The 23,395-nt window shown below is 65.2% G+C and carries 21 protein-coding genes, 1 other RNA gene and 1 riboswitch; of the genes, 10 read left to right on the top strand and 12 right to left on the bottom strand.

Translation table 11 applies throughout. The features are described from left to right. The first annotated feature begins 2 nt into the window (after positions 1 to 2). Genes cbiB through QCE49_RS02930 form a run of 3 tightly spaced genes read left to right on the top strand, consistent with a single transcriptional unit; the run spans position 3 to position 2,835 of the window. Positions 3 to 944, top strand: coding sequence for an adenosylcobinamide-phosphate synthase CbiB (gene cbiB / locus QCE49_RS02940; protein ID WP_250458219.1), 942 nt, complete (start codon positions 3 to 5; stop codon positions 942 to 944). A gap of 5 nt (positions 945 to 949) precedes the next feature. Beyond that, positions 950 to 1,945 carry a threonine-phosphate decarboxylase CobD gene (gene cobD / locus QCE49_RS02935; protein ID WP_250458218.1) on the top strand — a complete coding sequence of 332 codons (996 nt, stop codon included), beginning with the start codon at positions 950 to 952 and terminating at the stop codon, positions 1,943 to 1,945. Further along, on the top strand, positions 1,942 to 2,835 hold the full coding sequence (locus QCE49_RS02930) for a cobalamin-binding protein (RefSeq protein WP_250458217.1): 894 nt from the start codon (positions 1,942 to 1,944) through the stop codon (positions 2,833 to 2,835). Before cobD ends, QCE49_RS02930 begins: the two co-directional genes overlap by 4 nt. On the opposite strand, the gene QCE49_RS02925 is transcribed toward QCE49_RS02930, so the two are convergent. The 6 genes from QCE49_RS02925 to QCE49_RS02900 are packed head-to-tail and all read right to left on the bottom strand — an operon-like array spanning position 2,836 to position 8,892. Next, a complete protein-coding gene (locus tag QCE49_RS02925; RefSeq protein ID WP_008351088.1) occupies positions 2,836 to 3,405 on the bottom strand; it encodes a histidine phosphatase family protein in 570 nt (189 codons plus the stop codon). Further along, positions 3,390 to 4,148: an adenosylcobinamide-GDP ribazoletransferase gene (locus QCE49_RS02920; protein ID WP_244807765.1), complete on the bottom strand. Its 759-nt coding sequence runs from the start codon at positions 4,146 to 4,148 to the stop codon at positions 3,390 to 3,392. The genes QCE49_RS02925 and QCE49_RS02920 overlap by 16 nt, the downstream gene beginning before the upstream one ends. 1 nt (position 4,149) lies before the next feature. Further along, positions 4,150 to 5,202 carry a nicotinate-nucleotide--dimethylbenzimidazole phosphoribosyltransferase gene (gene cobT, locus QCE49_RS02915; RefSeq protein ID WP_250458216.1) on the bottom strand — a complete coding sequence of 351 codons (1,053 nt, stop codon included), beginning with the start codon at positions 5,200 to 5,202 and terminating at the stop codon, positions 4,150 to 4,152. Between the two features lie 11 nt (positions 5,203 to 5,213). Continuing rightward, positions 5,214 to 5,990: an ABC transporter ATP-binding protein gene (locus QCE49_RS02910; RefSeq protein ID WP_034472993.1), complete on the bottom strand. Its 777-nt coding sequence runs from the start codon at positions 5,988 to 5,990 to the stop codon at positions 5,214 to 5,216. Next, the gene (locus tag QCE49_RS02905) at positions 5,987 to 7,015 is read right to left on the bottom strand and encodes a FecCD family ABC transporter permease (protein ID WP_409017135.1); all 1,029 of its coding nucleotides are present in this window, start codon (positions 7,013 to 7,015) and stop codon (positions 5,987 to 5,989) included. The genes QCE49_RS02910 and QCE49_RS02905 overlap by 4 nt, the downstream gene beginning before the upstream one ends. Beyond that, positions 7,012 to 8,892 carry a TonB-dependent receptor domain-containing protein gene (locus QCE49_RS02900; RefSeq protein ID WP_250458215.1) on the bottom strand — a complete coding sequence of 627 codons (1,881 nt, stop codon included), beginning with the start codon at positions 8,890 to 8,892 and terminating at the stop codon, positions 7,012 to 7,014. Before QCE49_RS02900 ends, QCE49_RS02905 begins: the two co-directional genes overlap by 4 nt. Before the next feature lie 80 nt (positions 8,893 to 8,972). Continuing rightward, positions 8,973 to 9,270: riboswitch (cobalamin riboswitch) on the bottom strand. 268 nt (positions 9,271 to 9,538) lie between these two features. Between QCE49_RS02900 and QCE49_RS02895 the strand changes: the two genes are divergently transcribed. From QCE49_RS02895 to QCE49_RS02875, 5 genes are all read left to right on the top strand, one after another. Then, a complete protein-coding gene (locus tag QCE49_RS02895; protein WP_008351100.1) occupies positions 9,539 to 9,907 on the top strand; it encodes an ATPase in 369 nt (122 codons plus the stop codon). Next, on the top strand, positions 9,904 to 10,218 hold the full coding sequence (locus QCE49_RS02890; RefSeq protein ID WP_008351102.1) for a cell division protein ZapA: 315 nt from the start codon (positions 9,904 to 9,906) through the stop codon (positions 10,216 to 10,218). The genes QCE49_RS02895 and QCE49_RS02890 overlap by 4 nt, the downstream gene beginning before the upstream one ends. A 105-nt stretch (positions 10,219 to 10,323) precedes the next feature. Further along, a non-coding RNA gene (ssrS, locus tag QCE49_RS02885) (6S RNA) lies at positions 10,324 to 10,505 on the top strand. Positions 10,506 to 10,584: 79 nt separating this feature from the next. Further along, complete coding sequence (locus QCE49_RS02880) at positions 10,585 to 11,043, top strand: EVE domain-containing protein (protein ID WP_250458229.1); 459 nt, start codon at positions 10,585 to 10,587, stop codon at positions 11,041 to 11,043. Between the two features lie 69 nt (positions 11,044 to 11,112). Continuing rightward, positions 11,113 to 11,841 carry an SIMPL domain-containing protein gene (locus tag QCE49_RS02875; RefSeq protein WP_034472932.1) on the top strand — a complete coding sequence of 243 codons (729 nt, stop codon included), beginning with the start codon at positions 11,113 to 11,115 and terminating at the stop codon, positions 11,839 to 11,841. Positions 11,842 to 11,893: 52 nt separating this feature from the next. On the opposite strand, the gene lgt is transcribed toward QCE49_RS02875, so the two are convergent. Continuing rightward, on the bottom strand, positions 11,894 to 12,796 hold the full coding sequence (lgt, locus tag QCE49_RS02870) for a prolipoprotein diacylglyceryl transferase (RefSeq protein WP_008351107.1): 903 nt from the start codon (positions 12,794 to 12,796) through the stop codon (positions 11,894 to 11,896). 38 nt (positions 12,797 to 12,834) lie between these two features. After that, positions 12,835 to 13,752, bottom strand: coding sequence for a LysR family transcriptional regulator (locus QCE49_RS02865; RefSeq protein WP_175982797.1), 918 nt, complete (start codon positions 13,750 to 13,752; stop codon positions 12,835 to 12,837). A gap of 107 nt (positions 13,753 to 13,859) precedes the next feature. On the opposite strand from QCE49_RS02865, the gene ilvD reads away from it, so the two are divergent. After that, positions 13,860 to 15,533 (top strand): dihydroxy-acid dehydratase, encoded by a 1,674-nt coding sequence (gene ilvD, locus QCE49_RS02860; protein ID WP_008351111.1) that lies wholly within the window; start codon positions 13,860 to 13,862, stop codon positions 15,531 to 15,533. Between the two features lie 19 nt (positions 15,534 to 15,552). Here the strand turns inward: ilvD and QCE49_RS02855 are convergent, their stop codons facing one another. From QCE49_RS02855 to QCE49_RS02840, 4 genes are all read right to left on the bottom strand, one after another. Beyond that, a complete protein-coding gene (locus QCE49_RS02855; RefSeq protein ID WP_250458214.1) occupies positions 15,553 to 19,500 on the bottom strand; it encodes an autotransporter outer membrane beta-barrel domain-containing protein in 3,948 nt (1,315 codons plus the stop codon). A gap of 280 nt (positions 19,501 to 19,780) precedes the next feature. Further along, on the bottom strand, positions 19,781 to 20,119 hold the full coding sequence (locus QCE49_RS02850; RefSeq protein WP_008351113.1) for a DUF2486 family protein: 339 nt from the start codon (positions 20,117 to 20,119) through the stop codon (positions 19,781 to 19,783). A 60-nt stretch (positions 20,120 to 20,179) separates the two neighbouring features. Then, positions 20,180 to 20,596, bottom strand: coding sequence for a DNA polymerase III subunit chi (locus QCE49_RS02845; RefSeq protein ID WP_034472941.1), 417 nt, complete (start codon positions 20,594 to 20,596; stop codon positions 20,180 to 20,182). Next, positions 20,593 to 22,125: a leucyl aminopeptidase gene (locus QCE49_RS02840; RefSeq protein ID WP_034472942.1), complete on the bottom strand. Its 1,533-nt coding sequence runs from the start codon at positions 22,123 to 22,125 to the stop codon at positions 20,593 to 20,595. Before QCE49_RS02840 ends, QCE49_RS02845 begins: the two co-directional genes overlap by 4 nt. A 168-nt stretch (positions 22,126 to 22,293) precedes the next feature. On the opposite strand from QCE49_RS02840, the gene lptF reads away from it, so the two are divergent. Next, positions 22,294 to 23,391, top strand: a complete 1,098-nt coding sequence (gene lptF, locus QCE49_RS02835) for an LPS export ABC transporter permease LptF (protein ID WP_008351116.1) — start codon at positions 22,294 to 22,296, stop codon at positions 23,389 to 23,391. Positions 23,392 to 23,395: the final 4 nt, after the last annotated feature.

Raw genomic sequence — 23,395 nt, 5'->3', positions numbered from 1 at the left:
CGATGCTCCTTCTTTCCGCCTACGCAATGGCGCTTCTCGCCGTGCTCGGCGTGATCGTCGATCGCATCTTCGGCGAGCCGCGCGCGCGGCATCCGCTCGTCGGCTTCGGCAATCTCGCGACGAAGCTCGAAACGCGCGTGAACACCGGCTTTCGCGCGCGGCCGGCGGGCATCCTCGCGTGGTTCGCGCTGGTCGCGCCGCCGGTCGGCATCGCGTGGTTTCTGGTCGGCGCGCTGCCGTTGGCGTATGCGTGTCTCGTGCATGTTCTGCTGCTCTGGTTCGCCCTCGGCGCGAAAAGCCTGCGCCAGCACATCGCGCCGATCGCTCGCGCGTTGAGTTTCGGCGATATCGATCACGCGCGCGTGCTGACGTCGCGCATCGTGTCGCGCGATACATCCCAAGCCGATGAAAACGCGCTCTCGCGCGCTGCGGTCGAATCGGCGCTGGAAAACGGCAACGATGCGATCTTCGGCGCGCTCTTCTGGTTCGCGGTCGCGGGCGGCCCCGGCGCGCTGATGTTCCGCCTCGCCAACACGCTCGACGCGATGTGGGGTTATCGCACGCCGCGCTTTCTGCGTTTCGGCTGGGCGGCCGCGCGCTTCGACGATGTGCTCAACTTCATCCCCGCGCGCCTCACGGCCGCGACCTACGCGCTCGCCGGCGACACCCACATGGCGTGGCACTGCTGGCGCACGCAGGCGCGCTCGTGGGACAGCCCGAACGCGGGGCCGGTGATGGCCTCGGGCGCCGGCAGTCTCAACGTGCTGATCGGCGGCGCGGCGGTGTATCACGGCGTGCTCGAAACGCGTCCGACGCTCGGCGCGGGCCATCCGGCGACGGCGAAGCATGTCGTCGCGGCGTTGCGGCTCGTCGAGCGCGCGACATTGATGTGGCTCGCGGTGCTATTGATGATCGCGGTTCTGAGCGTAACGACGAGTGGCTGACTGACATGACGCAATCCATCCGGCACGGCGGCAATCTGCGCGAGGCCGCGCGCCGCTACGCGATATCTCTCGATGACTGGCTCGATCTGTCGACCGGCATCAATCCGCACGGCTATCCGGTGCCGCCCGTCGCGCCCGATGCGTGGCGGCGCCTGCCCGAAGACGACGACGGCCTCGCCGAAGACGCCGCGCGCTACTACGGCGCGCCGCTCGCGTTGCCGGTGGCGGGATCGCAGGCGGCGATACGCGCGTTGCCCGCGCTTTTGCGCCGCGGCACGGCGGCCGTCGCGCCGCTCACGTACGGCGAATACGCGCCCGCGTTCGCACGCGCGGGCCACGCGATCGCCACGCTCGACATCACGAAGCACGATTTGCCCGATACGTTCGATCACGTCATCGTCGCCAATCCGAACAATCCGACGGCCGAGCGCGTCGCGCGCGACACGCTGCTTTCCTGGCACGAACAGCTCGCCTCGCGCGGCGGCACGCTGATCGTCGATGAAGCGTTCGCCGATACCGATCCCGCATCGTCGCTGGCGAGCGAGACGGCGCACGACGGGCTCGTCGTGCTGCGCTCGGTCGGCAAGTTTTTCGGGCTCGCGGGCATTCGCGCGGGTTTCGTGCTGGCCGCGCCCGCGCTCGCCGACGCGTTGCGCGACGCGCTCGGCGCATGGACCGTGAGCGGCCCGGCGCGACATGCGGTCGCCGCCGCTTTCGCCGATATCGCGTGGCAGCGCGAAATGCGCGAGCGTCTGCATCGCGATGGCGCGCGCCTTGCCGCATCGATCGCGATCTACGGTTTCGACGTGCGCGCGACGCCGCTTTTCGCGTGGACAGCGACGCCGAAAGCGCCCGAACTGCAACACGCGCTCGCGTTGCGCGGCATCTGGACGCGTCTTTTCGATCTGCCCGGCATGACGCCGAGCCTGCGCATCGGATTGCCAGGCGCGGAAGGCGACTGGGCGCGCCTGTCGCTCGCGCTGCGGGAGATTTGCGCGTGAGGTTGCGCCGTGCGATTGCCCTGCTGATCGGCTTCGCGGTGACGCAAGCGCATGCGATCACCGTCGTCGATGACAGCGGCGCGTCCGTCACGCTCGCGAAGCCCGCCGAACGTGTCGTCAGTCTCGCGCCGCATGTCACCGAGTTGCTGTTCGCGGCGGGCGGCGGCGCGCGCGTCGTCGGCGCGGTGACGTATAGCGATTATCCGAAAGAGGCGCAGGCGATTGCCCGCGTCGGCGACAACAAGGCGCTCGATCTCGAGCGCATCGTCGCGTTGCATCCGGATCTGATCGTCGTGTGGCGGCATGGAAATGCGGCGCGTCAGATGGATCGGCTGCAGGCGCTCGGCGTGCCGATCTATTTCAGCGAGCCGAAGCATCTCGACGATATCGCGGCGAGCATCGGCAAGCTCGGCGCGCTGCTCGGCACGCAGAATGAGGCACGCGCCGCGTCCGATGCCTTCACGCGCGAGATTGCGCGATTGCGTGCGCGTTACGCGGAACGGCCGCGCGTGAGCGTGTTCTATGAGGTGTGGGACGATCCGTTGATGACGCTCAATCGCGACAACGTTTTCGACGAAGTGATCGGCTTGTGCGGCGGCGCGAACGTGTTCGCAGCTGAGAAACCGCGCGTGCCGACGATATCGACCGAAGCCGTGCTCGCGGCGAATCCGGAAGCGATCGTCACGGCGACGCCTGGCGCGACGAAGCCGGATCGCCCGTTGCCCGCGCTCGAAAGATGGCGGCGCTGGACATCGATGACGGCGGTGGCGCGCGGCAATCTTTTCGGCATCGACGGCGATCTCATCAATCGGCCGACGCCGCGGCTTGCGCTGGGCGCGGATGAGCTGTGCCGCGATTTGGAAATCGCGCGCGAGCGGAGGACGAAGTAGTCAGGCGTTCCACCGCACAAGCAGCCACTGCCCGCGCACGCGCCTGAACCACGCGATCCCGCCGAAATCGAGCGGCCATTGCAACGCCGATTCACGCGCGACGCCGAGCAGATGCGCAGCAAGCACGCGCACGACGCCCGCATGCGCGACGACATGCACGGCCCGTTCATCGACACACGTCGCATCGAACCACGCGATCACGCGATGCGCGAACTGCGCGAGACTCTCGCCGCCGTGCGGACGCGCATGGGCGATATCGTCGGCCCATGCATCGATCAGCGCGCGATCGATCGCGTCCCACGCGCGCCCTTCCCACGCGCCGAAGTGCATCTCGGCCAGACGTGCGTCGGGATGAACGTCGCCGCCCAGCGCACGCGCGATCGAAGCGCAACGCACGAGCGGACTCGCGTGCCATCCATCGACGCATGGGGGCACGTTCAGCGCCTTCATGCGCGCCGTCAACGCGCTCGCCGATTCGCGCGCATCGCGCTGCAAAGGCACATCGGTTTGCCCGTAGCAAACGCCCGCATCGACGGCGACTTCCGGATGCCGGATCAGGACGAGATCCATGCGAGCCCTATGAGATAGATCGCGATCTCGAACACTTGCTGCGCGAAACCGAGGCAATCGCCCGTGTAACCGCCAATGCGCCGCACGAAGTACCGTCCGATGAACAAGCGCAGAACGATCAGCGCGACGATCGTCACGCACGCGAGCTTCCAGTCGGTCACGAAGAGCCACGGCAGGCCGAACGCGAGCGCCAGCGCGAACGACGACACGCTCATGCGCTGCGCGACCGGCTTCGCCTTGCCTTCGGCGCGCACGTAATCGAGCGTGACGAGATAGCTGATTGCGAACGCGCGGCTCGCGGCGTGCGCGGCGATCATCGTCCACGCGACGCGTTGCGGCGGCAATGCGGCGAGCGTCTGCCATTTCAGCGCGAGAGCGATCATCAACGCAATCGCGCCGAACGCGCCGATGCGCGAGTCGTGCATGATGCGTAACGCGTCCTCGCGCGTGTATGCGCCGCCGAAGGCATCGACGCAATCGGCGAGTCCGTCTTCGTGAAACGCGCCGGTCAAGACGAGCGTCGCGGCCATCGAAAGCAGCACCGCGATGCCCGCCGGAAACACGCGCAACGCCGCGAGATACACCAGCGCCGCGACGCCGCCGACCATCGCGCCGACGAGCGGAAAATAGCGCGCCGCCGCGTTCAGATAGTCGCGCTCGAAGCCGACCCAGCGCGGCACCGGCACGCGCGTGAAATAGCCGAGCGCGGTGAAGAAATAGCGCAGTTCGTCGAGCGGGCGCATCTCAGTCGGCTTTATTCGAGACGCCCGCCGACTCGAAGCTCGCCATTTCGTCGACGAACGCGACGGCCGCGCGCAGGATCGGCAACGCGAGCGCCGCGCCCGTGCCTTCGCCCAGACGCAACTCGAGTTGCAGCAGCGGCGCGGCACCGAAATGCGCGAGCATCCGGCGATGCCCCGTCTCGTTCGATGCATGCGCGAACACGCAATAGTCGAGCACGTCAGGCGCGATCTTCGATGCAACCAGCAACGCGGAAGTCGCGATGAAACCATCGACGAGTATCGTCATGCCCGCGCACGCGGCGGCGAGATACGCGCCCGTCATCATCGCGATTTCGAAGCCGCCGAAGGTCGCGAGCGTGTCGATCGCATCGCCTTCATCGCGATGCAGCGCGAGCGCTTTAGACAGCACCTCGCGCTTGTGCGCGAGTCCTCGCTCGTCGAGACCGGTGCCGCGCCCGACGCATTCGTCGATCAGCAGATCGCACAGACGGCTCATCAGACATGCCGCCGCCGACGTATTCGCGATGCCCATTTCGCCGAAGCCGATCACGTTCGTGCCGAGCGACGCGTGATGCCGCACGCGCGCCGCGCCGCGCGTGATGCCTTCGAGCGCGGTCTCGCGCGACATCGCGCGTTCGTGCGCGAAGTTGCGCGTGCCGAGCCCGAGCGACAGACGCTCGTATCCATGATCGATGGGAATCGGCGTCGCGACGCCCGCATCGACGACTTCGAGCGTCATGCCGACCGAGCGCGACAGCGCGTTGATCGCAGCGCCGCCCGCCAGAAAATTCGCGACCATCTGCGCGGTCACTTCCTGCGGATACGAGCTCACGCCCTCTTTCGCGATGCCGTGATCGCCCGCGAAGACGATCATCGCGGGACGCTCGATGCGCGGCTTCGCCGTGCGTTGAATCAGGCCCATTTGCAGCGCGATGTCTTCGAGCCGCCCGAGACTGCCGGGCGGCTTCGTCTTCGTGTCGATGATGCGGCGCAGTTCGCCTTCGATGGCGCGGTCGAGCGCGCGGGGCATCGGGATGCCGTTATTCGTGGACATCGGAATTCCTTTCATGAGCGAGGGATGGAAGGCACGAGCGCTTCGTGCTCGCCATCGCGAATCAACGCGAGCGGATAGCCGAATGCGGCGCTCGCGCGTTCGGCCGTGAGCACGTCGGCGACGAGTCCCGCATGAGCGCCGCCGTTGCCGTCGAGCAGAAGCGCGTGCGTCGCGAAACGGCGCGCGAGATTCAGATCGTGGCACGAGAAGATTACGGTGCGCTTGTGCGCGCGCGCCGCGTCGCGCAACGCGTGCAGGCAATCGATCTGATGATGCAGGTCGAGATGCGAAAGCGGTTCGTCGAGCAACAGCAGCGGCGCGTTCTGGCACAGCACGGCGGCGAGCGCGACACGCTGGCGTTCGCCGCCGGAAAGCGTCAGCACGTCGCGCGACGCGAACGATGCGAGACCCAACGTTTCGAGCGCGGCGTGCGCGGCGGCGCGATCCTCGTCGCTCTCCCAGCCCCAGCCGGTGAGATGCGGAAAGCGGTTGAGCAGCACGGTATCGAGCACGCTCGCGCTGAAGGCGTCGTGCGCGGCTTGCGGCATCAAAGCGCGCGCGCGCGCGAGTTCCGTCGCGCGCCATGACGCGAGCGCGCGGCCGTCGAGCGACACGCTGCCCGATGCGGCTTTCGCAATCCCGGCGAGCACGTTGATGAGCGTCGTCTTGCCCGCGCCGTTCGGCCCGGCGATGCACCACATTTCGCCCGCTTCGATCGACTGCGTGAGCCCGTCGATGAGCGTGCGCTTACCCGCGCGAAGCACGATGGCGTCGAGCCGCAAAATCATCGCGGCCTCCGCAGCAGCATCCACAGGAACATCGGGACGCCGATCAATGCCGTGACGACGCCGACCGGCAATTGCGCGGGCGCGATCACCGTGCGCGCGACGAGATCGGCGGCCATCACCGCGAGTCCGCCCGCGAGCGCGGCGGCGGGCACGAGCATGCGCTGATCGTTGCCGAACGCGAGGCGCAGCAGATGCGGCACGACGAGCCCGACGAAGCCGATGGTGCCCGCCGTCGTCACGGCGGCCGCCGCCGCGATCGATGCGACGAGATACACGCGCAGACGCAAGCGCTCGACCGGCACGCCGAGCGCGCGCGCGGTCGTATCGCCGCGCAAGAGCACGTTCAGTTGCGGTGCGACGGGAACGATGACCGCGAGCACGACGGCGAGCGCGATCAGCGCGGGCCATGGCGCCGCCGCGCCGTTGAGATCGCCCGTCAGCCAGAAGATCATGCCGCGCAAACGGTTCTCGGGCGCGACGCTCAGGATCAGCGTGATGAGCGCGCCCCATCCCGATGCGATCACGACACCCGTCAGCAAGAGCCTCGGCGATGCGTCCTGTCCGCTTTGCCACAAGTCCTTGCGCGCGAGTCCGAGGACCAGAACGATCGATGCGAACGCGCCCGCGCAAGCCGCGATATCGACGCCCCACCACGGCAGCGACCCGAGCATCGCGGCAAGCGCGAAGGTCGCCGCGCCGCCGGATACGCCGAGCACGTACGGTTCCGCCAGCGGATTGCGCAACAGCACTTGCAGCAGCGCGCCGGCGAACGCGAGCAATGCGCCCGACGCGAAGCCCGCGAGCGCGCGCGGCAGACGCAAGGTCAGCACGATGTCATCGGCGATATCGGGCGTCGCCGAGTGCGCGTGAAAGAGCGCGCCGATCGCACGCGATACGGGCAACGCGACGCTGCCAATCGCGAGCGACGCGACCAGCACGACGAGCGTCGCTGCGCCGAGCGCGATCCAGATCGCGGTGGCGCGGCTCGCGTTCATCGCGCGCGGACGTTCAGCCACCCGGCTCACGACGGATGCCAGCCCAACGTGATGTACGCGCCGCGTCGTGGCGTGTTGTACGAGTACGCAAGTTCATAGTCCTTGTCGAACAGGTTGTCGATGCGCGCCGTGACGTACCACGACTTCGAGATGTCGTAGCGCGCCGACAGATTCACGATGCCGTAGCCCGCGAGCGTCGAATCGTAATCGCTGCGTTGACCGCTCACGATCCATTCGCCACCGACGCGCCACGGCCCGATCGTGCGATGCGCCGTCAGCGTCGCGAAATGCCGCGCGCGCCGCGTCAAATCCTCGTGATTCGTTTCGTCGACGGGATTCTGGAACGTGACGCCCGCGCGCACATCCGTTGCGCCGACGTGCCCCGCCCACGATCCCTCGATGCCCTGCACCTTCGCGCGCCCGACGTTCTGCGCGACATAGTAGAAGCCGCCGTCGGACACGTAATCGATCAAATTCGAATAGCGCGTCTGAAAAAGCGTCACGCGCACCACGCCGAGCGCATTCGATGCGTACTGCAACGCCGCCTCGACCGAATGACTCCGCTCCGGCTGAATCGACGGATTGCCGCTCAGCGGATAGTAGAGATCGTCGAAGCTCGGCGCGCGAAACGAGGCCGAATAGCTCGCGCTCGCCTTCCAGTGCGCGTCGAAGTCATACGCGTAGCCCAGATAGTAGCTGTTCGCGCCGCCGAAATCGGAATACTGATCGCGGCGCAGATTCGCCTGCAACTCGTTCGCGCCGATGTGCCCCACGTAACCCGCGAACATCGAATTCACATGACGGTCGGGCGCGCTGAACTGATCGGAATCGAGCGTCTGATCGAGATGCTCGTAGCCGAAGAGCAGCTTGTGCGCGTCGCTGATCCGCACGTCGTTCTGCCACGTATATTGCCGGTTCTCCGAATCGAAACGGCTCGTATAGACGCCGTTCTGCTCGATGTTCGCGCGGTCCTGCCCCTGCGCGATCGTGAAGTGCGCCGTCCAGTTATCCGTGACGCGGCCGTTCGCGAACACCGACGCCGAGCGCACGCGATCGTGCGTTTCGTTGATATCGGTCGGCTGGCCATAGGCATCGTCGAAACTGTTGATGCCGTTCGATTGCAGGAAGCGCACGCCCACGTCCCACTTGTCGCTGAACTTGTGACGCAGCGTCGCCGCGACGCTCTCGTTCAGATAGCCGTTCGCGTTCGGATTGGCGCCGGGCGCGATTCCCGGATCGATCGACGAGAAGCCGTCGGTTTTCTCGCGCGAGACGTTCACGCTGAAGGTCGTGCGGCCGTCCTTGTCGAGCGCGCCGCTCACGCCCGCCGATTGCCGCTGCGTGTGATAGCTGCCGTACTCGGCCTCGAAGTCGAAGCGCGGCGGATGCGCCTCGCCTTCCTTCGTGAAGATCTGCACGACGCCGCCAATCGCATTCGATCCATAGAGCGCCGACACGTTGCCGTTCACGACCTCGACGCGCCCGATCTGGTCGAGCATCAATTGCGATAGCTGTGCCGCGCCGAGCGACGCCGATTCGACGCGCACGCCGTCGATCAGCACGAGCGATTGCGACGACGCCGCACCGCGTATGAAAAGCCCCGAGTTCGAGCCCGGTCCGCCGTTGCGCGTGATCTGCACGCCGGGCGCGAGCGCGACGAGTCCGAGCGCGTCGCTTGCGTTTGCATCGGCGATGTCCTGCTCGTCAAAAAGCGATGTCTGCGGAATCGATTCGGCAAGCGGCTGCGGCGCGCGCGTCGATGTGACGACGACGGGCGCAAGCGTTTGCGTGCCGTCTTCCGTCTGGGCCGCCTGTGCAGCGCCGGCGAACGGCAAGGCGCCGATGGCCGCAACGAGCGCGCCATGACGGGAGAGACCGCTTCTGAGCGCGGCCAGTGGCAATACCATGTGTGAAGTGTTCCGTTTCGCGTGAGCGCAACCCCGCTCCCCGCGAGGACGATGCGCGACGAACGCACCGCGCCATGCGCGCCGATGCGTCGGACTCCGGCCGGTATCCGGGCTGGCGATCAATCGTCTCGCCTTCCCGCGCATGGCGCGCAGTGGCATCGACACGTTTCTTGCAGTCGCGCGCGTGCGACGAATTTCGACACGCTCGCGCGGCAAAAACGCGCATGAGACGACTTGCAACTTGCGTTGCGGTCGCTTACCGTTGCGGGGGCAGCACAGGTTGGCTCGTCGTCGATTGCGGCGACTTCGCTCCCTGTTTCCCGTTTGACTGCATCCACGAGATCGGCGGATGCGAGCACCAAAAGTGCGGCAAGTGTAGGAGCGCGGTTCGGGGCCGTCAAGAAAACCGCGCGGGCAGACTGGCGCGGCGCATGACGAATCGAACGAGAAGCGAAAGAGAAGCGGCCGGCCTGTCATCACGAGCGTTGCGGGGCGCTCGCGTTTTCTGCACACGAATGCATCGCGACATGCGCTTGATTCGAAGGATTAAGCGCTAGATCGCGTGTTGTTACGTCTCGAAACGAGACATTTATCGGAAGCTCCGTTGAACCGCGCTAAAATGCGAGGTCTTTAGAGGACGCAGCACATGCTCAACGAACTCGAATCACTGTCAGGAAACATCGGCCGGCTGATCCAGATCAGCGAGCGCCACAAGCAGGCGCATCAAGCGCTGCAGGAACAACTCGAACAGCTGCGCGCCGACTATGCGAACGTGCAGGCCGAGCTCGCGCAAGTGCGCGAAGAGCGCGATACGCTGCAGTCCGAACGCGATTCGCTGTCCGCGAAAATCGACGACGCGCAAATCCGCCTGAACGCGATTCTCGAAAAGCTGCCGCGCGGCAAGTCCGCGCAACATGCCGAGTCCGACAATCAACTCGATCTCCTCGAAGCCGATTCCCGGGAAGCACATGAAACGGAATTGCACGGCGAGCATCATCAGGGAGAGAAGGCATGACGACCACGCAGATCGAAGTATCCATTCTCGGGCAGCCGTATCGTCTCGCGTGCTCGCCGGAAACCGAAGGCGCATTGCGTGAAGCCGTCGCGCGCGTCGACGCCGAAATGAACAAAGTGCGCAATGCAAGCAGCGTGCGCGGCACGGATCGCATCGCGGTGATGGCGGCGCTTTCGCTGGCGTCGGAATTGCTTAAGCTGCAGGACAGCGTGCGTCACGGCGAGGCCTTCCCCGCCGAAGAAATCCGCCGCACGATGCATTCGATGAACGAGCAATTGGGCGCGGTCATTGCGCAACACGAAGCGCAATAAGGCAGATGCGCGTCGAGTCAATCAGCGCGCAATGTCAATCGAAAAAAGAAACTGCCGAAGTAGCGTGAAGAGGCTGCAGAAGGCAAACGATTGGTGTAGAGTGACGTTTCCCTGCCTGGTACGCCAAGGTCATATATTCCTTGAACCAATGCTACATTGGCACGGTTGCGGAACCTTGCAGCACGGGCGCGCGCGTCGCTAGTCCGATGTACCCGAAGTGTTGCTTACCGCGACCAATCTTGAACCCAGGTTCAGGATGCCGGCCTAGCGGCTGTGGCGGGGACCTCATTCAAGAAACGGCATCGGTTTTTCCGATGCCGTTTTCGTTTGTCCCTGCCGTTCGCTCTTCGATTCATGCACACGACCATGCGCTACTGGCTGATGAAGTCCGAACCGGACGAAGCGAGCATCGATCATCTCGCGCAGGCGCCGAAAAAAACCTTGCCGTGGACGGGCGTACGCAACTATCAGGCGCGCAACTTCATGCGCGATCAGATGCAGATCGGCGACGGCGTGCTCTTCTATCATTCGAGCTGCCCGGAGCCGGGCATCGCGGGCATCGCGAAAGTGTGCTCGACGGCATATCCGGATCCCACGCAATTCGATCCGAAGAGCGATTACTACGATCCGAAATCGACGCAGGAAACGCCGCGCTGGATGCTCGTCGACGTGAAGTTCGTGAAGAAGACGCCGCTCATATCGCTCGCCGCGTTGCGCGAACATCCAGAGCTTGCCGACATGCAAGTGCTCGCGCGCGGCAACCGGCTCTCGATCACGCCCGTGACCGAAGCGCAATGGCGATTTATTACCGAGCACCTCGTCTAACAAGGAACTTACGACTTCACGACTGCGACTAAATCCCGTCGCACGTACGCGATGTCACGGAGTCCTTCGATGCTCAATAAGAAAACCGCCGCCGCCTTCGCCCTGCTCGCGATGTCCGGTGCCGCGCTTACGTTGTCTCAAACCGCCGCTGCGCAGACGGTGATGACGCAGCCACAGCCCTCGGGCGTGCTCTCGCTCTCCGCACAAGCGAGCGCGCAAGTGCCGCAGGATGTCGTCAACATCACGCTCTTCTACGAACAGGAAGCGGCCGATCCGTCGTCGCTCACCAGCACGCTCAATCAGCGCGCCGAGGCCGCGTTACGCGAAGCCAAGGGTGTCGACGGCGTGACCGCGAAGAGCGGCTCGTTCACCGTCTATCCGTCGACGGATCGCGACGGCAAGATTTCCGCGTGGCGCGGGCGCACGGAAGTCGTGCTCGAATCGCATGACTTCGCGGCGGCATCGAAGCTCGCGGGCAAGATGAGTTCGTCGATGCAAGTGGGTAGCGTCGCGTTCTCGCTGTCGCCCGAAGCGCAGCGCGCGGCCGAGCAAAAGCTCGTCTCGCAAGCCATCGATTCGTTCCGCAAGCAGGCGCAAAGCGCCGCGCAAGGCTTCGGCTACAGCAATTTCACGATTCGGGAAGTGAATGTCGGACGGAGCGGCGCGCAGCCGCGTCCCGTCATGATGATGCAATCGCGCGCGATGAGCGCCGATGCGAAGATGGCCCCGATCGCGATGGAAGCCGGCACGACCACGGTGACCGTCGACGTTTCCGGCTCCGTACAAATGGGACGCTAAACGCCGTTCACGGTGTTCACGCGGGGCGGCGTTCGACCGCCCCGCTCTTTCCTCAAGCCTTTGCGGATTCGGGCGGCAGGCGCAGATTGCGCTTGTAGGCCCACACCATCATTACCACGCCGGCGACGATCATCGGCAGCGAAAGCCATTGGCCCATCGAGAGATTGAGCGCGAGCAAGCCGAGATAATCGTCCGGCTCACGCGCGAATTCCACGGTGAAGCGCGCGAGTCCATAACCGATCAGGAACAGCGCCGAAATCGCGCCGACCGGACGCTGCTTGCGCGAGAACGTCCAGATCACGATAAACAACACGAGCCCTTCCAGCGCGATTTCGTACAACTGCGACGGATGACGCGGCAGCATGTGGTAACGCTGAAAAATTTCCGTGAGGTGATACTGCGCGTCGAGCTGCGGATTCTTCGAGAGCCACACGGCGTCGTCGTTCGTCGAGTTCTGGAAGAGCATCGCCCACGGCGCGTTCGGGTCCGTCACGCGGCCCCACAGCTCGCCGTTGATGAAATTGCCGAGTCGCCCCGCCGCGAGACCGAGCGGCACCATCGGCGCGACGAAATCCGTCACCTGCAGCCACGTGCGCTTGCGGTGATACGCGAACAGCACCATCGCGAGCGTCACGCCGAGAAAGCCGCCGTGAAACGACATCCCGCCTTCCCATACCTTGAAGATATCGAGCGGATGCGCGGCGTAATAGCTGGCCTTGTAAAACAGCACGTAGCCGATGCGCCCGCCCAGAATCGTGCCGAGCACGCCGTAGAACAGCATGTCGTCGATGTCCTTCACGGTCCAGCCTTGCGCGGCGACATAAGGCAGCCGCAGCCGCAACCGGCCGATGACGATGGCCGACACGAACGCCACCAGGTACATGAGGCCGTACCAGCGCACGGCGAGCGGTCCGAGATGAATCGCGATGGGATCGAAATTGGGATGTATGAGCATTCTGATGTGGGAATCTTTAAGCGGGCTACAGGGGCGAATCATACAGAACCGGCGCTTTCGGCCCTCGAACGGACGATTTCGATGAACCCGGCGAGCACCGGACTCACTTCCGCGATCCGCCATACCAGCCCCGTTTCCACGAAAGGACCGGGATCGAGAAGCGGACGATACACGACGCCCGTGCGCCTTAGATGACGCAGCGATTGCGGCACGAGCGCGACGCCCATGCCGGCGGACACGAGGCTCACGATGGTCTGCATCTGGATCGCCTCCTGCCCGATACGCGGCGTGAGCCCGGCCGCGCCATAGCAGCCCATGATGATGTCGTGCAAGCCGGGCGCGAGACGCCTCGGAAAGACGACGAGCGGCGCGGCGGCGAGATCGTGCAGGTCGACGGGTTCGTCTTCGCCCGAGTTCAGCTCTTGCGCCTGCTTCTCGGACATCGCGATCATCAGCGGCTCGCGCGCGATCGGCACATACTCGAGCGACGACGCGTAACGCGGCGGCAGCGGCGGAATGACGAGGCCCGCATCGACGCGCCCGGCGACGAGTTCGTCGATCTGCACGTCGCTCGTCGCTTCGGTCAGTTGCAGACGCACGCCGGGATGACGCGCACCGAAATCGCGCAGCAGCGCCGGCAGAAGCCCGTAATCGGCGGTGGAGACGAACGCGAGCGACAGCACGCCCGCCTCGCCGCGCGCGAGCGATTGCGCGAGCGGACGCAGCGCATCGGCGGATGCGAGCAGGCGGCGCACTTCCGGCAACAGATCCTTGCCGACGGGCGTCAGCTCCACGGTCCGTTTCGTGCGCACGAAAAGCGCGACGCCGAGCGATTCTTCCAGCGCGCGGATCGCCTGCGAGAGCGGCGGCTGCGTCATCGCGAGGCGCGCGGCGGCACGGCCGAAGTGCATCTCTTCGGCGACCGTCACGAAATAACGCAGGAGTCGTAGTTCCATTGATATGTTTTGCGACCTAGTAAGCCCTGAATAATATATTGGACAGACACATAGCGCGGTTGCATTCTTGCTGCATCAAATCAAGAACATCCCCTCAGGAGCACACCATGGCCTTCAATCGCCGCTCGAAGCACATTACTCAGGGCGTCGCGCGCTCGCCCAATCGCTCGATGTATTACGCCCTCGGCTACAAGGAGGAGGACTTCGACAAGCCGATGATCGGCGTCGCCAATGGCCACTCGACGATCACGCCGTGCAACGCGGGCTTGCAGCGCCTCGCGGACGCCGCCGTCGAATCGATCAGGAAATCCGATGCGAATCCGCAGATTTTCGGCACGCCGACGATCTCCGACGGCATGTCGATGGGCACCGAAGGCATGAAGTACTCGCTCGTGTCGCGCGAGGTAATCGCGGACTGCGTCGAGACCGCCGTGCAAGGCCAGTGGATGGACGGCGTCGTCGTGATCGGCGGCTGCGACAAGAACATGCCGGGCGGCATGATCGGCATGGCGCGCATGAACGTGCCGTCGATCTATGTGTATGGCGGCACGATTCGCCCCGGCAACTGGAAGGGCAAGGATCTGACGATCGTGTCGTCTTTCGAGGCGGTCGGCGAGTTCACCGCGGGGCGCATGTCGGAGGAGGATTTCAAGGGCGTCGAGAAGAACGCGTGCCCGTCGACCGGCTCGTGCGGCGGCATGTACACGGCGAACACGATGAGCTCGTCGTTCGAGGCGCTCGGCATGTCGCTGATGTATTCGTCGACGATGGCGAATCCGGATCAGGAAAAGGTCGATTCCGCGGCCGAATCGGCGCGCGTACTCGTCGAAGCGGTGAAGAGGGATCTGAAGCCGCGCGACATCATCACGAAGAAGTCGATCGAGAACGCGGTGGCGCTCATCATGGCGACGGGCGGCTCGACGAACGCCGTGCTGCACTATCTCGCCATCGCGCACGCGGCGGACGTGGAATGGAGCATCGACGACTTCGAGCGCATGCGCAAGAAAGTGCCGGTCATCTGCGATCTGAAGCCTTCCGGTCAATATGTCGCGACGGACTTGCACAAAGCCGGCGGCATTCCGCAAGTGCTGAAGATCCTGCTCGACGCGGGTCTCTTGCACGGCGACTGCATCACGATCACCGGCCGCACGATGGCCGAAGAACTGAAGGACGTGCCGAGCAAGCCGCGCGCGGATCAAAAGGTCATCTTCCCGATCGAGCAGGCGCTTTACAAGGAAGGGCATCTCGCGATCCTGCGCGGGAATCTCGCGGAAGACGGCGCGGTCGCGAAGATCACGGGCCTGAAGAATCCGGTCATCACGGGTCCTGCGCGCGTGTTCGACGACGAGCAAAGCGCGATGGACGCCATTCTCAGCGACAAGATCAAAGCTGGCGACATTCTCGTGCTGCGCTATCTGGGGCCGGTCGGCGGTCCGGGCATGCCGGAGATGCTCGCGCCGACATCGGCGATCATCGGCAAGGGGCTGGGCGAATCCGTCGGCTTCATCACCGACGGGCGTTTCTCGGGCGGCACCTGGGGCATGGTGGTCGGCCACGTCGCGCCGGAAGCGTTCGCGGGCGGCACCATCGCGCTCGTGCAGGAAGGCGATTCGATCACCATCGACGCGCACAAGCTGCTTCTGCAACTGAACGTGGATGACGCCGAACTCGCGCGCCGCCGCGCCGCGTGGAAGCAGCCCGCGCCGAAGTACACGCGCGGCGTGCTGGCGAAATTCGCGGCGCTCGCGGGGCCGGCGAACAAGGGCGCGGTGACGGGTTGACGCGCAACCGGCGCGCGCGTCACCAGATGTAGCGCGCGCCGAGCAGCCCTTCGTAGCTCCGATAACCGCCGTCGCCTTGCTGATAGCCGAGATTGCCCCACACGCGCCACTGTTTCGCGATCTGGCCTTGCGCGCCGAGCTTGAACTCCATGCGATTTCTCGGGCCGTCCTGCGACACGCGCGCGTCGTTGAACGAAACCGAGGAAAGCTGCGTGTCGTGCCACCAGTTGATTTCCGCGTACGGCAGCCATCCGGGCGACGCCGCCGAGCCTGGCGCGTGAAAGATCCGCACGCCGACGCGCGTCGTGAATCCGCCGCCATCGTCGCTGTGAATCACCGTTCCGTTGTGCTCGACGTGATCGCCGGCGTGATAGTTCGTGTAGATCAACTGAAGCTGCGGCTCGACGAGCACCGGTCCCGTCGATGTCTGCCCGAGCGCAAAGGCCCAGCCGCCTTCGAGCGATCCCGCCCACACGCTGCTCGAATAATTCTCGCCCGGCAGATCCGCGCCCTTCACGGTGTTGTCGAAATGGGCGTACTGCAGCCAGGTGTCGACGTACGGGCCATCGGCTGACCAGGCATTGCCGCGCCACGTCGCGTAGACGCCCGCGCTCGCCCCGTTGACGTTGCCGCGCGCGGTCGCGGAACTGTTCTGCGCGGTCGCATCGGTGGTGGACGAGCCGTAGCCCGCCATCACGCCCGCCTGCCAGCGATGCCCGTCCGACACCCGATGCAGCAGGTCGATGCCCGCCTGCACGAGCGCGGTGTCCGTCGATTCGCCGATACGCCCGCTGGCCGCGTCGCTGTCGGTATGCGCGCCTCTCGTGCGCGCCCAGGCCGTCGCGTTATCGGCGTCCGGCGGCAGCGCGGCGTAGGAATCGGCGAAGCCTGCGCGATCGTGCAGTGTCATCGTGAACATCGTTTCGGCCGAGCGCTGATTGCCGAGGTAAGCGCCCGGCTCCGGGCGCGGCGTCGGCGCCGAACGCAGATACCAGTCGCCATCGCCCGGCGTCGCCAGGCCGCCTTGCCGCAGACTGTATTCGTACGGACCCGCGACCACGCGGCCGTCAAGCGTGAACACGCCGTTCGATTGCCCGTCCACCTGGACGATCTCGATGCCGTTCGCCGTTTGCGCGCCCGCGCCGCCCGCATTTGCGATTGCGACGCGCGTCTGCCCCGCCGTGCCGCCGTGTACGACAAGTCTGTCGGTCGCCGATCCGTCGCCCGCGAGCACCGTGGAGAGCGCCATCCGGCCGTTGTTGCCGGTGTAATCGCCCGCGACGGTCAGCGTGCTCGCGGGCGCGGCGCTCGCCATGCGAATCTCGCCGTTGTTCGTGAGCGCGCCGCCGATGAGGAATTGTCCCGCCGGACCGCCCGCGAAACCCGGCGCGGCATCGGCTATGGCCAGCACGCCGTTGTTGAGCACCGCGCCGCCCACCGAGCCATAGCCGCCGAAGGTCGCGCTCGGAGCCACGCTTACCTGAGACGTATTCGCGAGCCGCGCGCCGTCGGTCAACACCAGCGCGCCGGCATCGACGCGCGTGGCGCCGCTGTAGGTTTGCGCGTTGGTCAACGTGACGACGCCGCTGCCTTGCTGAACGACATCGCCCGTGCCGCTGATCGTGTTGCGGAAGATCACGTTGTCGGCGCGGTCGAAGACGAGCGCGCCGTCATCGACGACGTTCCCGGCGACGCTGCCCGTCGTCCCGCCCGCGCCGAGCCGCAGCGCGCCCGAAGCGATCGTCGTCGTGCCGGTGAACGTGTTGTCGCCGCTCAGCGTCAGCGTGGCCGCGCCGCTCTTCGTCAAACTGCCTGCGCCGCCGATCGTGCCGCTGAACGTCGAATCGGCCGCGCTGTTCACGCTCAGCGCACCGCCGGCGAGCGTCACATTGCCCGCGCCGGCGAGATCGCTGACGTGCTGATCGAAGCCGCGCAGATCGAAGGTCGCGCCCGCCGCCACCGCGAGCTGCGAACTTCCCGCGATCACGTCGCGCGCGCCTGCGGCGAGCGTGCCGGCATCGATCAGTGTCGCGCCGGTATAGCCGTTCGCCGCCGACAGGATCAACGTGCCCGCGCCCTTCTTCGTCAACGTCCGGCCGTCCCAGCCGCTCGCGAACCGGCCAGTCTGGTCGTTGAGCGCGACATCGGCATTGAAGGTATCCGCCGCGCCTGCGAGCGTGAACGCGCCGTCGCCCTGTGCCGCGCCTGCGAGCCAGCGCAGGCCGAAGCCGACTTCGTAGTCGAGCCCGTTGTTGGTCTTCGCGCCGGCGAGCGTCAGATAATCGACGGGACTCGCCGTGCCGCCGAACCCGACGCTCGCGAAATCGCCTGCGATACCGCCGCTCGTATGGATGATGTCAAAGCGCGTGCTCGTGAGCGCGCTCGCGGAATCCGGCGCGCTCGCGCCGAAGCCGCTCACGTTCAGCGCGCCGCCGAGACTCGCGCTCGCCGCCGTGATGATCGGCTGGGCCTGTCCGATGGCGATCGTCAGCGCTGCGCCCGGCGCCTGGCTGAAGTTCGTCGCGACGTTCAGCGTCGAATCCGCGGCGATGGCGGTCGTCGCGCCCGGCTGCGTCGCATAGCTGCCCGCATTGAACGCGCCCGGCTGATTCAGCGCGAGCGTGCCCGCTTGCGCGTTTACCGCGCCTTGCGACGATCCCGCTGCTGTCAGCGCGGCGGTGCCGCTGCCCGCCTGCACGAGCGTGCCCGTTCCCGTTATCGCGCCGTCGAACGAAAAGGCGTCGCTGCGATTGAACCGAAGCAGGCCGTCATTGACGACATTGCCCGTCACGATGCCGGCCGCGCCGCCCGTGCCGAGCGTGAGCGAGCCCGAAGACCTTACCGTCGTGCCGCCGCCGTTCTGAATGACCGCGCCGCCGAGCGTCAGCGCGCCTTCGACATCGAGCGCCGCTGAGGATGTCCCGCCCATCAGCACCGTGCCGTTGAGCGTCCAGTCGCTGCCCGCGCGCGGGTTCAGCCGGATGAAGCCATGTTCGGGACTTGCGAAGAAGTTCCCCGACTCCGTGTTGGTGCCCGTCAGGATGATCGAATTGTCTGTGCTCTGGCTGGTGATGGCGTTGCCATTGCCGCTTATCAGCCGCGAACCCGCGCCGAGCGTCACGACGTTGTGCGGGCCGAATAGCAGAATGGCCGTTTCCGACCCGCTGGCAATGACGCCGGCGTTATCGAGCGTGCTCCCGCTTTGGAGCCGCACGCCCGCCCCGATCGTGCTGCGGATCACGCCCGTGGCGCCATTGCGTACCTCCATGGGAAGGCGGCTTCTGCCGAGAATGCCTTCGTGATAGGCATCGATGAGTCCGTCATTGCCAATCAGCGCCGTTCCGGCACTCACGAGGATCCCGCTGCCGTTATCGTGATCGCCCATACCCGAGCGGATGACCGCCCCGGCGTGATTGTTCACGGTCACGTTGCCCGTCGATCCGAGGAGAATGCCGTCCGTGCTGGCCGTCACCGCCGAGTTGGCGTTGAGCGTTCCGAAGTTGTCGACGGTCCCGCTCGCCGCGCCCAAGTAGGTAATTGCATGGCTGATACGCGCGCTGACATCGCCGCGATTGACGATATTGTTGGCTGCACCGTTGTTGTTGAAGAGGATGCCGTGCGTATGGCCCAGCGCCGCGCCGGACACCTGATTGACGAGCGATCCGGGCACGTCGAACACAACTGCCGCCGCGATGTTGTCCGTAGAACTGATGATCGAACCCGCGTTCGACATGGTTACGGGCGCAATGCCCTCGACGTTGATGGCGTTGCCCGATGAGGTCGTGATCGCGGTGCCGGGCTTGATCAGGTAGGACGTGTCGGTGGAAACCGTCTGCGTGGCCGAGCTTGGCCCGAGTGTCGTGACGGCGTGCGCCGACATCGCGAAAAGAAGGAGCACGGCGGCGGAATGAGGACGCCGTTCAGTAAAGAATTGCCGGTCCCGCCCGCGATATCGTTGTTTGCTCATGCGCTGGACGACTCCGTTCCACCGACGTCCCAAGGCGTGCATCACGACTGCGAGTCACGCGCTCATCGCTGTATCTGGTCGAAGCATTGGCAGTATAGGTAAACGCCCGTCGAATTCCGGCGTCATCCTCTTTGTAACGATATGCGTGGCAGGCGAACATGATCAGTTCGCCAAAAGAAATAGCGCAACAATCGAACGCGCGCGTTCGACTGGAGAAACAGGGTGTCGCCGGGATCAGGTTATCGCGTGCCGGGCGGAGATACCGTCGCCGCGATAGAACTCATTCGCCGCGCTGACGGCGCAACTCTTCCTCGACTGCATCGCGCACCCATTCGCTCATCCGGCCTTCGAGCGCCATCGCGACTTCGCGCGTGATCGCCGAGACGAGTTGCGTCGAATGTTCGCGCAGCACTTCGCGGCAGCGTTCTTCGATGAGCGCGCGCGCATCGCCTGTCAGGAAGTTCGTGAAGCGGCCGCGCAGCCGCTCGGCGATCTGGTCCGCGTCGTATTCGATCGCGGCGTTGATCGACGGCGCGCGCGCGTATTCCGGCTTGCCGGGCACGACGACATCGGTCAGCGTCGGAATGGAGGAATCGAAGGATTCGGGCTTGTCGGTCATCTCGGGTGGTCTCCTTTGTCACTGCCAGCGTAGCGCACGCAACGCGCGCTTTCTGTTCGCTCAACCGCCCTGATTGTGCGTCTCGATCGCATAGCCGCGATCGCGATAGAAGCGATAACGCTCGCGGCCCGCGGCGAGTTCGTCGCCCTCGCTGCCGACGATCTCGACGAGCCGCTCGAAGCGCGCGAACTGCGCGGACACCGGCGCGCCGAGATTCACCAGCACCTGATGATGCGGCGCTTCATCCAGATTCGACGTGAGCACGACAGGCGTGTCCTGCGCGAGCGCGCTCTTCGCCATGCAGTGCGGCACGAATTCGAGCGGCTGGAAGGTCCACAACTGCTCGTCGAACGCGGCGAGACGCTGCGGTTCGGCGAGCACGACGAGCGGCTTGCCGCTCGCATACACCTTGCGCGCGAGGCGGCAGGCGTAGGCGAGCGGATCGCCGACATTCGTATGGAAGTCGATGCGTGTCATGCGCCCGCGCGATCGATCAGGAACTGCGAAAGCAGCGGCACGGGACGGCCCGTCGCGCCCTTCGCCGCGCCGCTCTTCCACGCGGTTCCGGCGATATCGAGGTGCGCCCACGGATACGCCGTCGCGAAGCGCGACAGGAAGCACGCCGCCGTCACGCTGCCGGCCGGACGTCCGCCGATATTCGCGACATCCGCGAAATTCGACTTGAGCTGGTCCTGATACTCGTCGTCGAGCGGCAGGCGCCATGCCGGATCGGACGCTTCGCGCGATGCGTCGAGCAACTCGCCCGCGAGCGCGTCGTCCTTCGAGAAGAGACCGGTGTTGTGATGCCCGAGCGCGATGATGCACGCGCCCGTGAGCGTCGCGATATCGACCACGGCGGCGGGCTTGAAGCGCTCCGCGTAGGTCAAGGCGTCGCACAGGATCAGGCGGCCTTCGGCGTCGGTGTTGAGCACTTCGATGGTCGTGCCGTTCATCGCCGTGATGATGTCGCCCGGCTTCACCGCGTTGCCCGCGGGCATGTTCTCGCAAGTCGGGATCACGCCGATCACGTTGAGCTTCAGGCCCATTTCGGCGACCGCGCGCATCGTGCCGAACACGGAACCCGCGCCGCACATGTCGTACTTCATCTCGTCCATCGCCTCGCCCGGCTTGATCGAAATGCCGCCCGAGTCGAACGTGATGCCCTTGCCGACCAGCACGATCGGCGCATTCTTGCCCTTCGTCTTGCTCGCTTCGACGCCCGCGCCCTGGTAATGCATGACGATGAACTGCGGCGGCTCGACCGAACCCTTCGCCACCGACAGGAACGAGCCCATGCCGAGCGCCTCGATCTGCTTCTGGCCGAGCACCTCGACCTTCAGCTTGAAGTCGCGGCCAAGCTTCTTCGCGGTCTGGCCGAGATAGGTCGGCGTGCAGACGTTCGGCGGCAGATTGCCGAGATCGCGCGTGAGATCCATGCCGTTCGCGATCGCGACGCCCTGCTTCACCGCGACCCTGGCGGCTTTCTCGTCCGCGGAATCGATGCTGAACACGATCTTCCTGAGCGAGCGCGCACCGTTGTCGGGCTTGCTCTTCATCTGCGTGAATTTGTAGGTCAGCTCGCGCAGCGCGAGGATCGCGGCGCGCACGGCCCACACGCCGTCGCGCTCCTGGACCGGCAGTTGAGCGAGCGTGAAGGTCGCCTGGCCGATCTTCGAGCCGAGCAGCACGCGCCACGCGGCGCGCACGGCTTCGCCATAGGCTTTCTGATTGAAGGCGTCCTGCTTGCCGAGCCCGACGAGCAGCACGCGCGATGCGCCGATGCCGGTCACTTCGGGCACGAGCAGCGTCGTGCCGGCGCGGCCGCTCATGTCGCCGGCTTTCACGACGCGCGAAATGAGGCCCTTGGTGGCGACGTCCATGTCGCGCGCGGCGCCCGTGAGCGTCTGCGCTTCAAAGATGCCGAGCACGATGACATCCGACTTTCCGGTAAGGAAACCATTTGCCTCGCCTTTGCTCCAATCACAGGCTTTTATGCTAAAGTCCATCGCGCTTATCCTCGGATAAAATCTAGGCTGAAGGATGAAAGCCGCAATTATCCGCTATTTTTTCCGCGGCGGTCACAGGCGCAAAGCGAGGATGAGCACGATGCCCTTCCCCTTCGCCACAAGATGCGTGCATGATTCCGCATCCCCGCCGGCAAATCGCAAAATTCAATGATCTTCGAACGCTCCCTGCAGCGCGAACTCGCGTATACGGCCGGCGCCGTGTTCATGGTCCTGCTCACGATCATGCTCACGACGATGATGATCCGCATCGTCGGCTTCGCGGCGCAAGGTCAGATCGACCCGAAAGACGTCGTCGTGCTGATCGGGCTCACCGTCATCGGCTATCTCGCGGTCATGCTGATCGTGACGCTGTTCGTCTCCATCCTCTTCGTGCTCACGCGCTGGTATCGCGACTCGGAAATGGTCGTGTGGCTCGCGTCGGGCGTGAGTCAGACGCAGCTCATCAAGCCGATCGCCGTGTTCTCGACGCCGATCATCATCCTCATCATGTTCTTCGCTTTCGTCGGCTGGCCGTGGTCGAATCAGCAGAGCAAGCTCATCAAGCAGCGCTTTCAGCAGCGCGATGAAGTGTCGCTGCTCGCGCCGGGCCAGTTCCGCGAATCGCCGGCGAGCCATCGCGTGTTCTTCATCGAGAAGATGTCGCAGGATCAGGGGCACGTCGAGAACGTGTTCGTCACGAGCACGGAAGGCGGCAAGGTCAACGTGATCGTTTCGAAGAACGGGCACACCGAAACGCGTCCCGACGGCGACCGCTTCATCGTGCTCGACAACGGCCGCCGCTACGACGGCGAGCCCGGCCAGCCGAACTTCCGGATCATGGAATTCGAGCGCTATGGTGTGAAGATAATGAGCCGCCAGGTCGTCAACACGCCGACGACCACGGGCATCTACACGCCCGATCTGCTCGCGGATCCGACCAAGGAAAATCTCGCGGAGTTCGCGTGGCGCGCGGGCTTGCCGATCATCGCCATCAATCTGATGCTGCTCGCCATTCCGCTTTCGTATCAAAACCCGCGCCGCAGCCGCACGATCAATCTCGTGATGGCCGTGCTCATCTATCTCACGTATTCGAACCTGCTGAACGTCGTGCAGTCGTGGATCGAGCAAGGCAAGCTGTCGTTCGGCGTGGGACTCGTCGGGCTGCACCTCGTCGTGGGGGCGCTCGTCGCGTTCATCTTCTGGCTGCGGATTCGCAACCGGCCGCTCTTCAGGCTCTCGTCGCTGACGGGTTCAAAGGGGGCCTGACATG

It is taken from the genome of Caballeronia sp. LZ008 (genome assembly GCF_031451435.1).
GTDB classification, from domain to species: domain Bacteria; phylum Pseudomonadota; class Gammaproteobacteria; order Burkholderiales; family Burkholderiaceae; genus Caballeronia; species Caballeronia zhejiangensis.
Note: the sequence above shows the minus strand (reverse complement) of the source record. Positions and strands in the feature narration are given on the sequence as shown.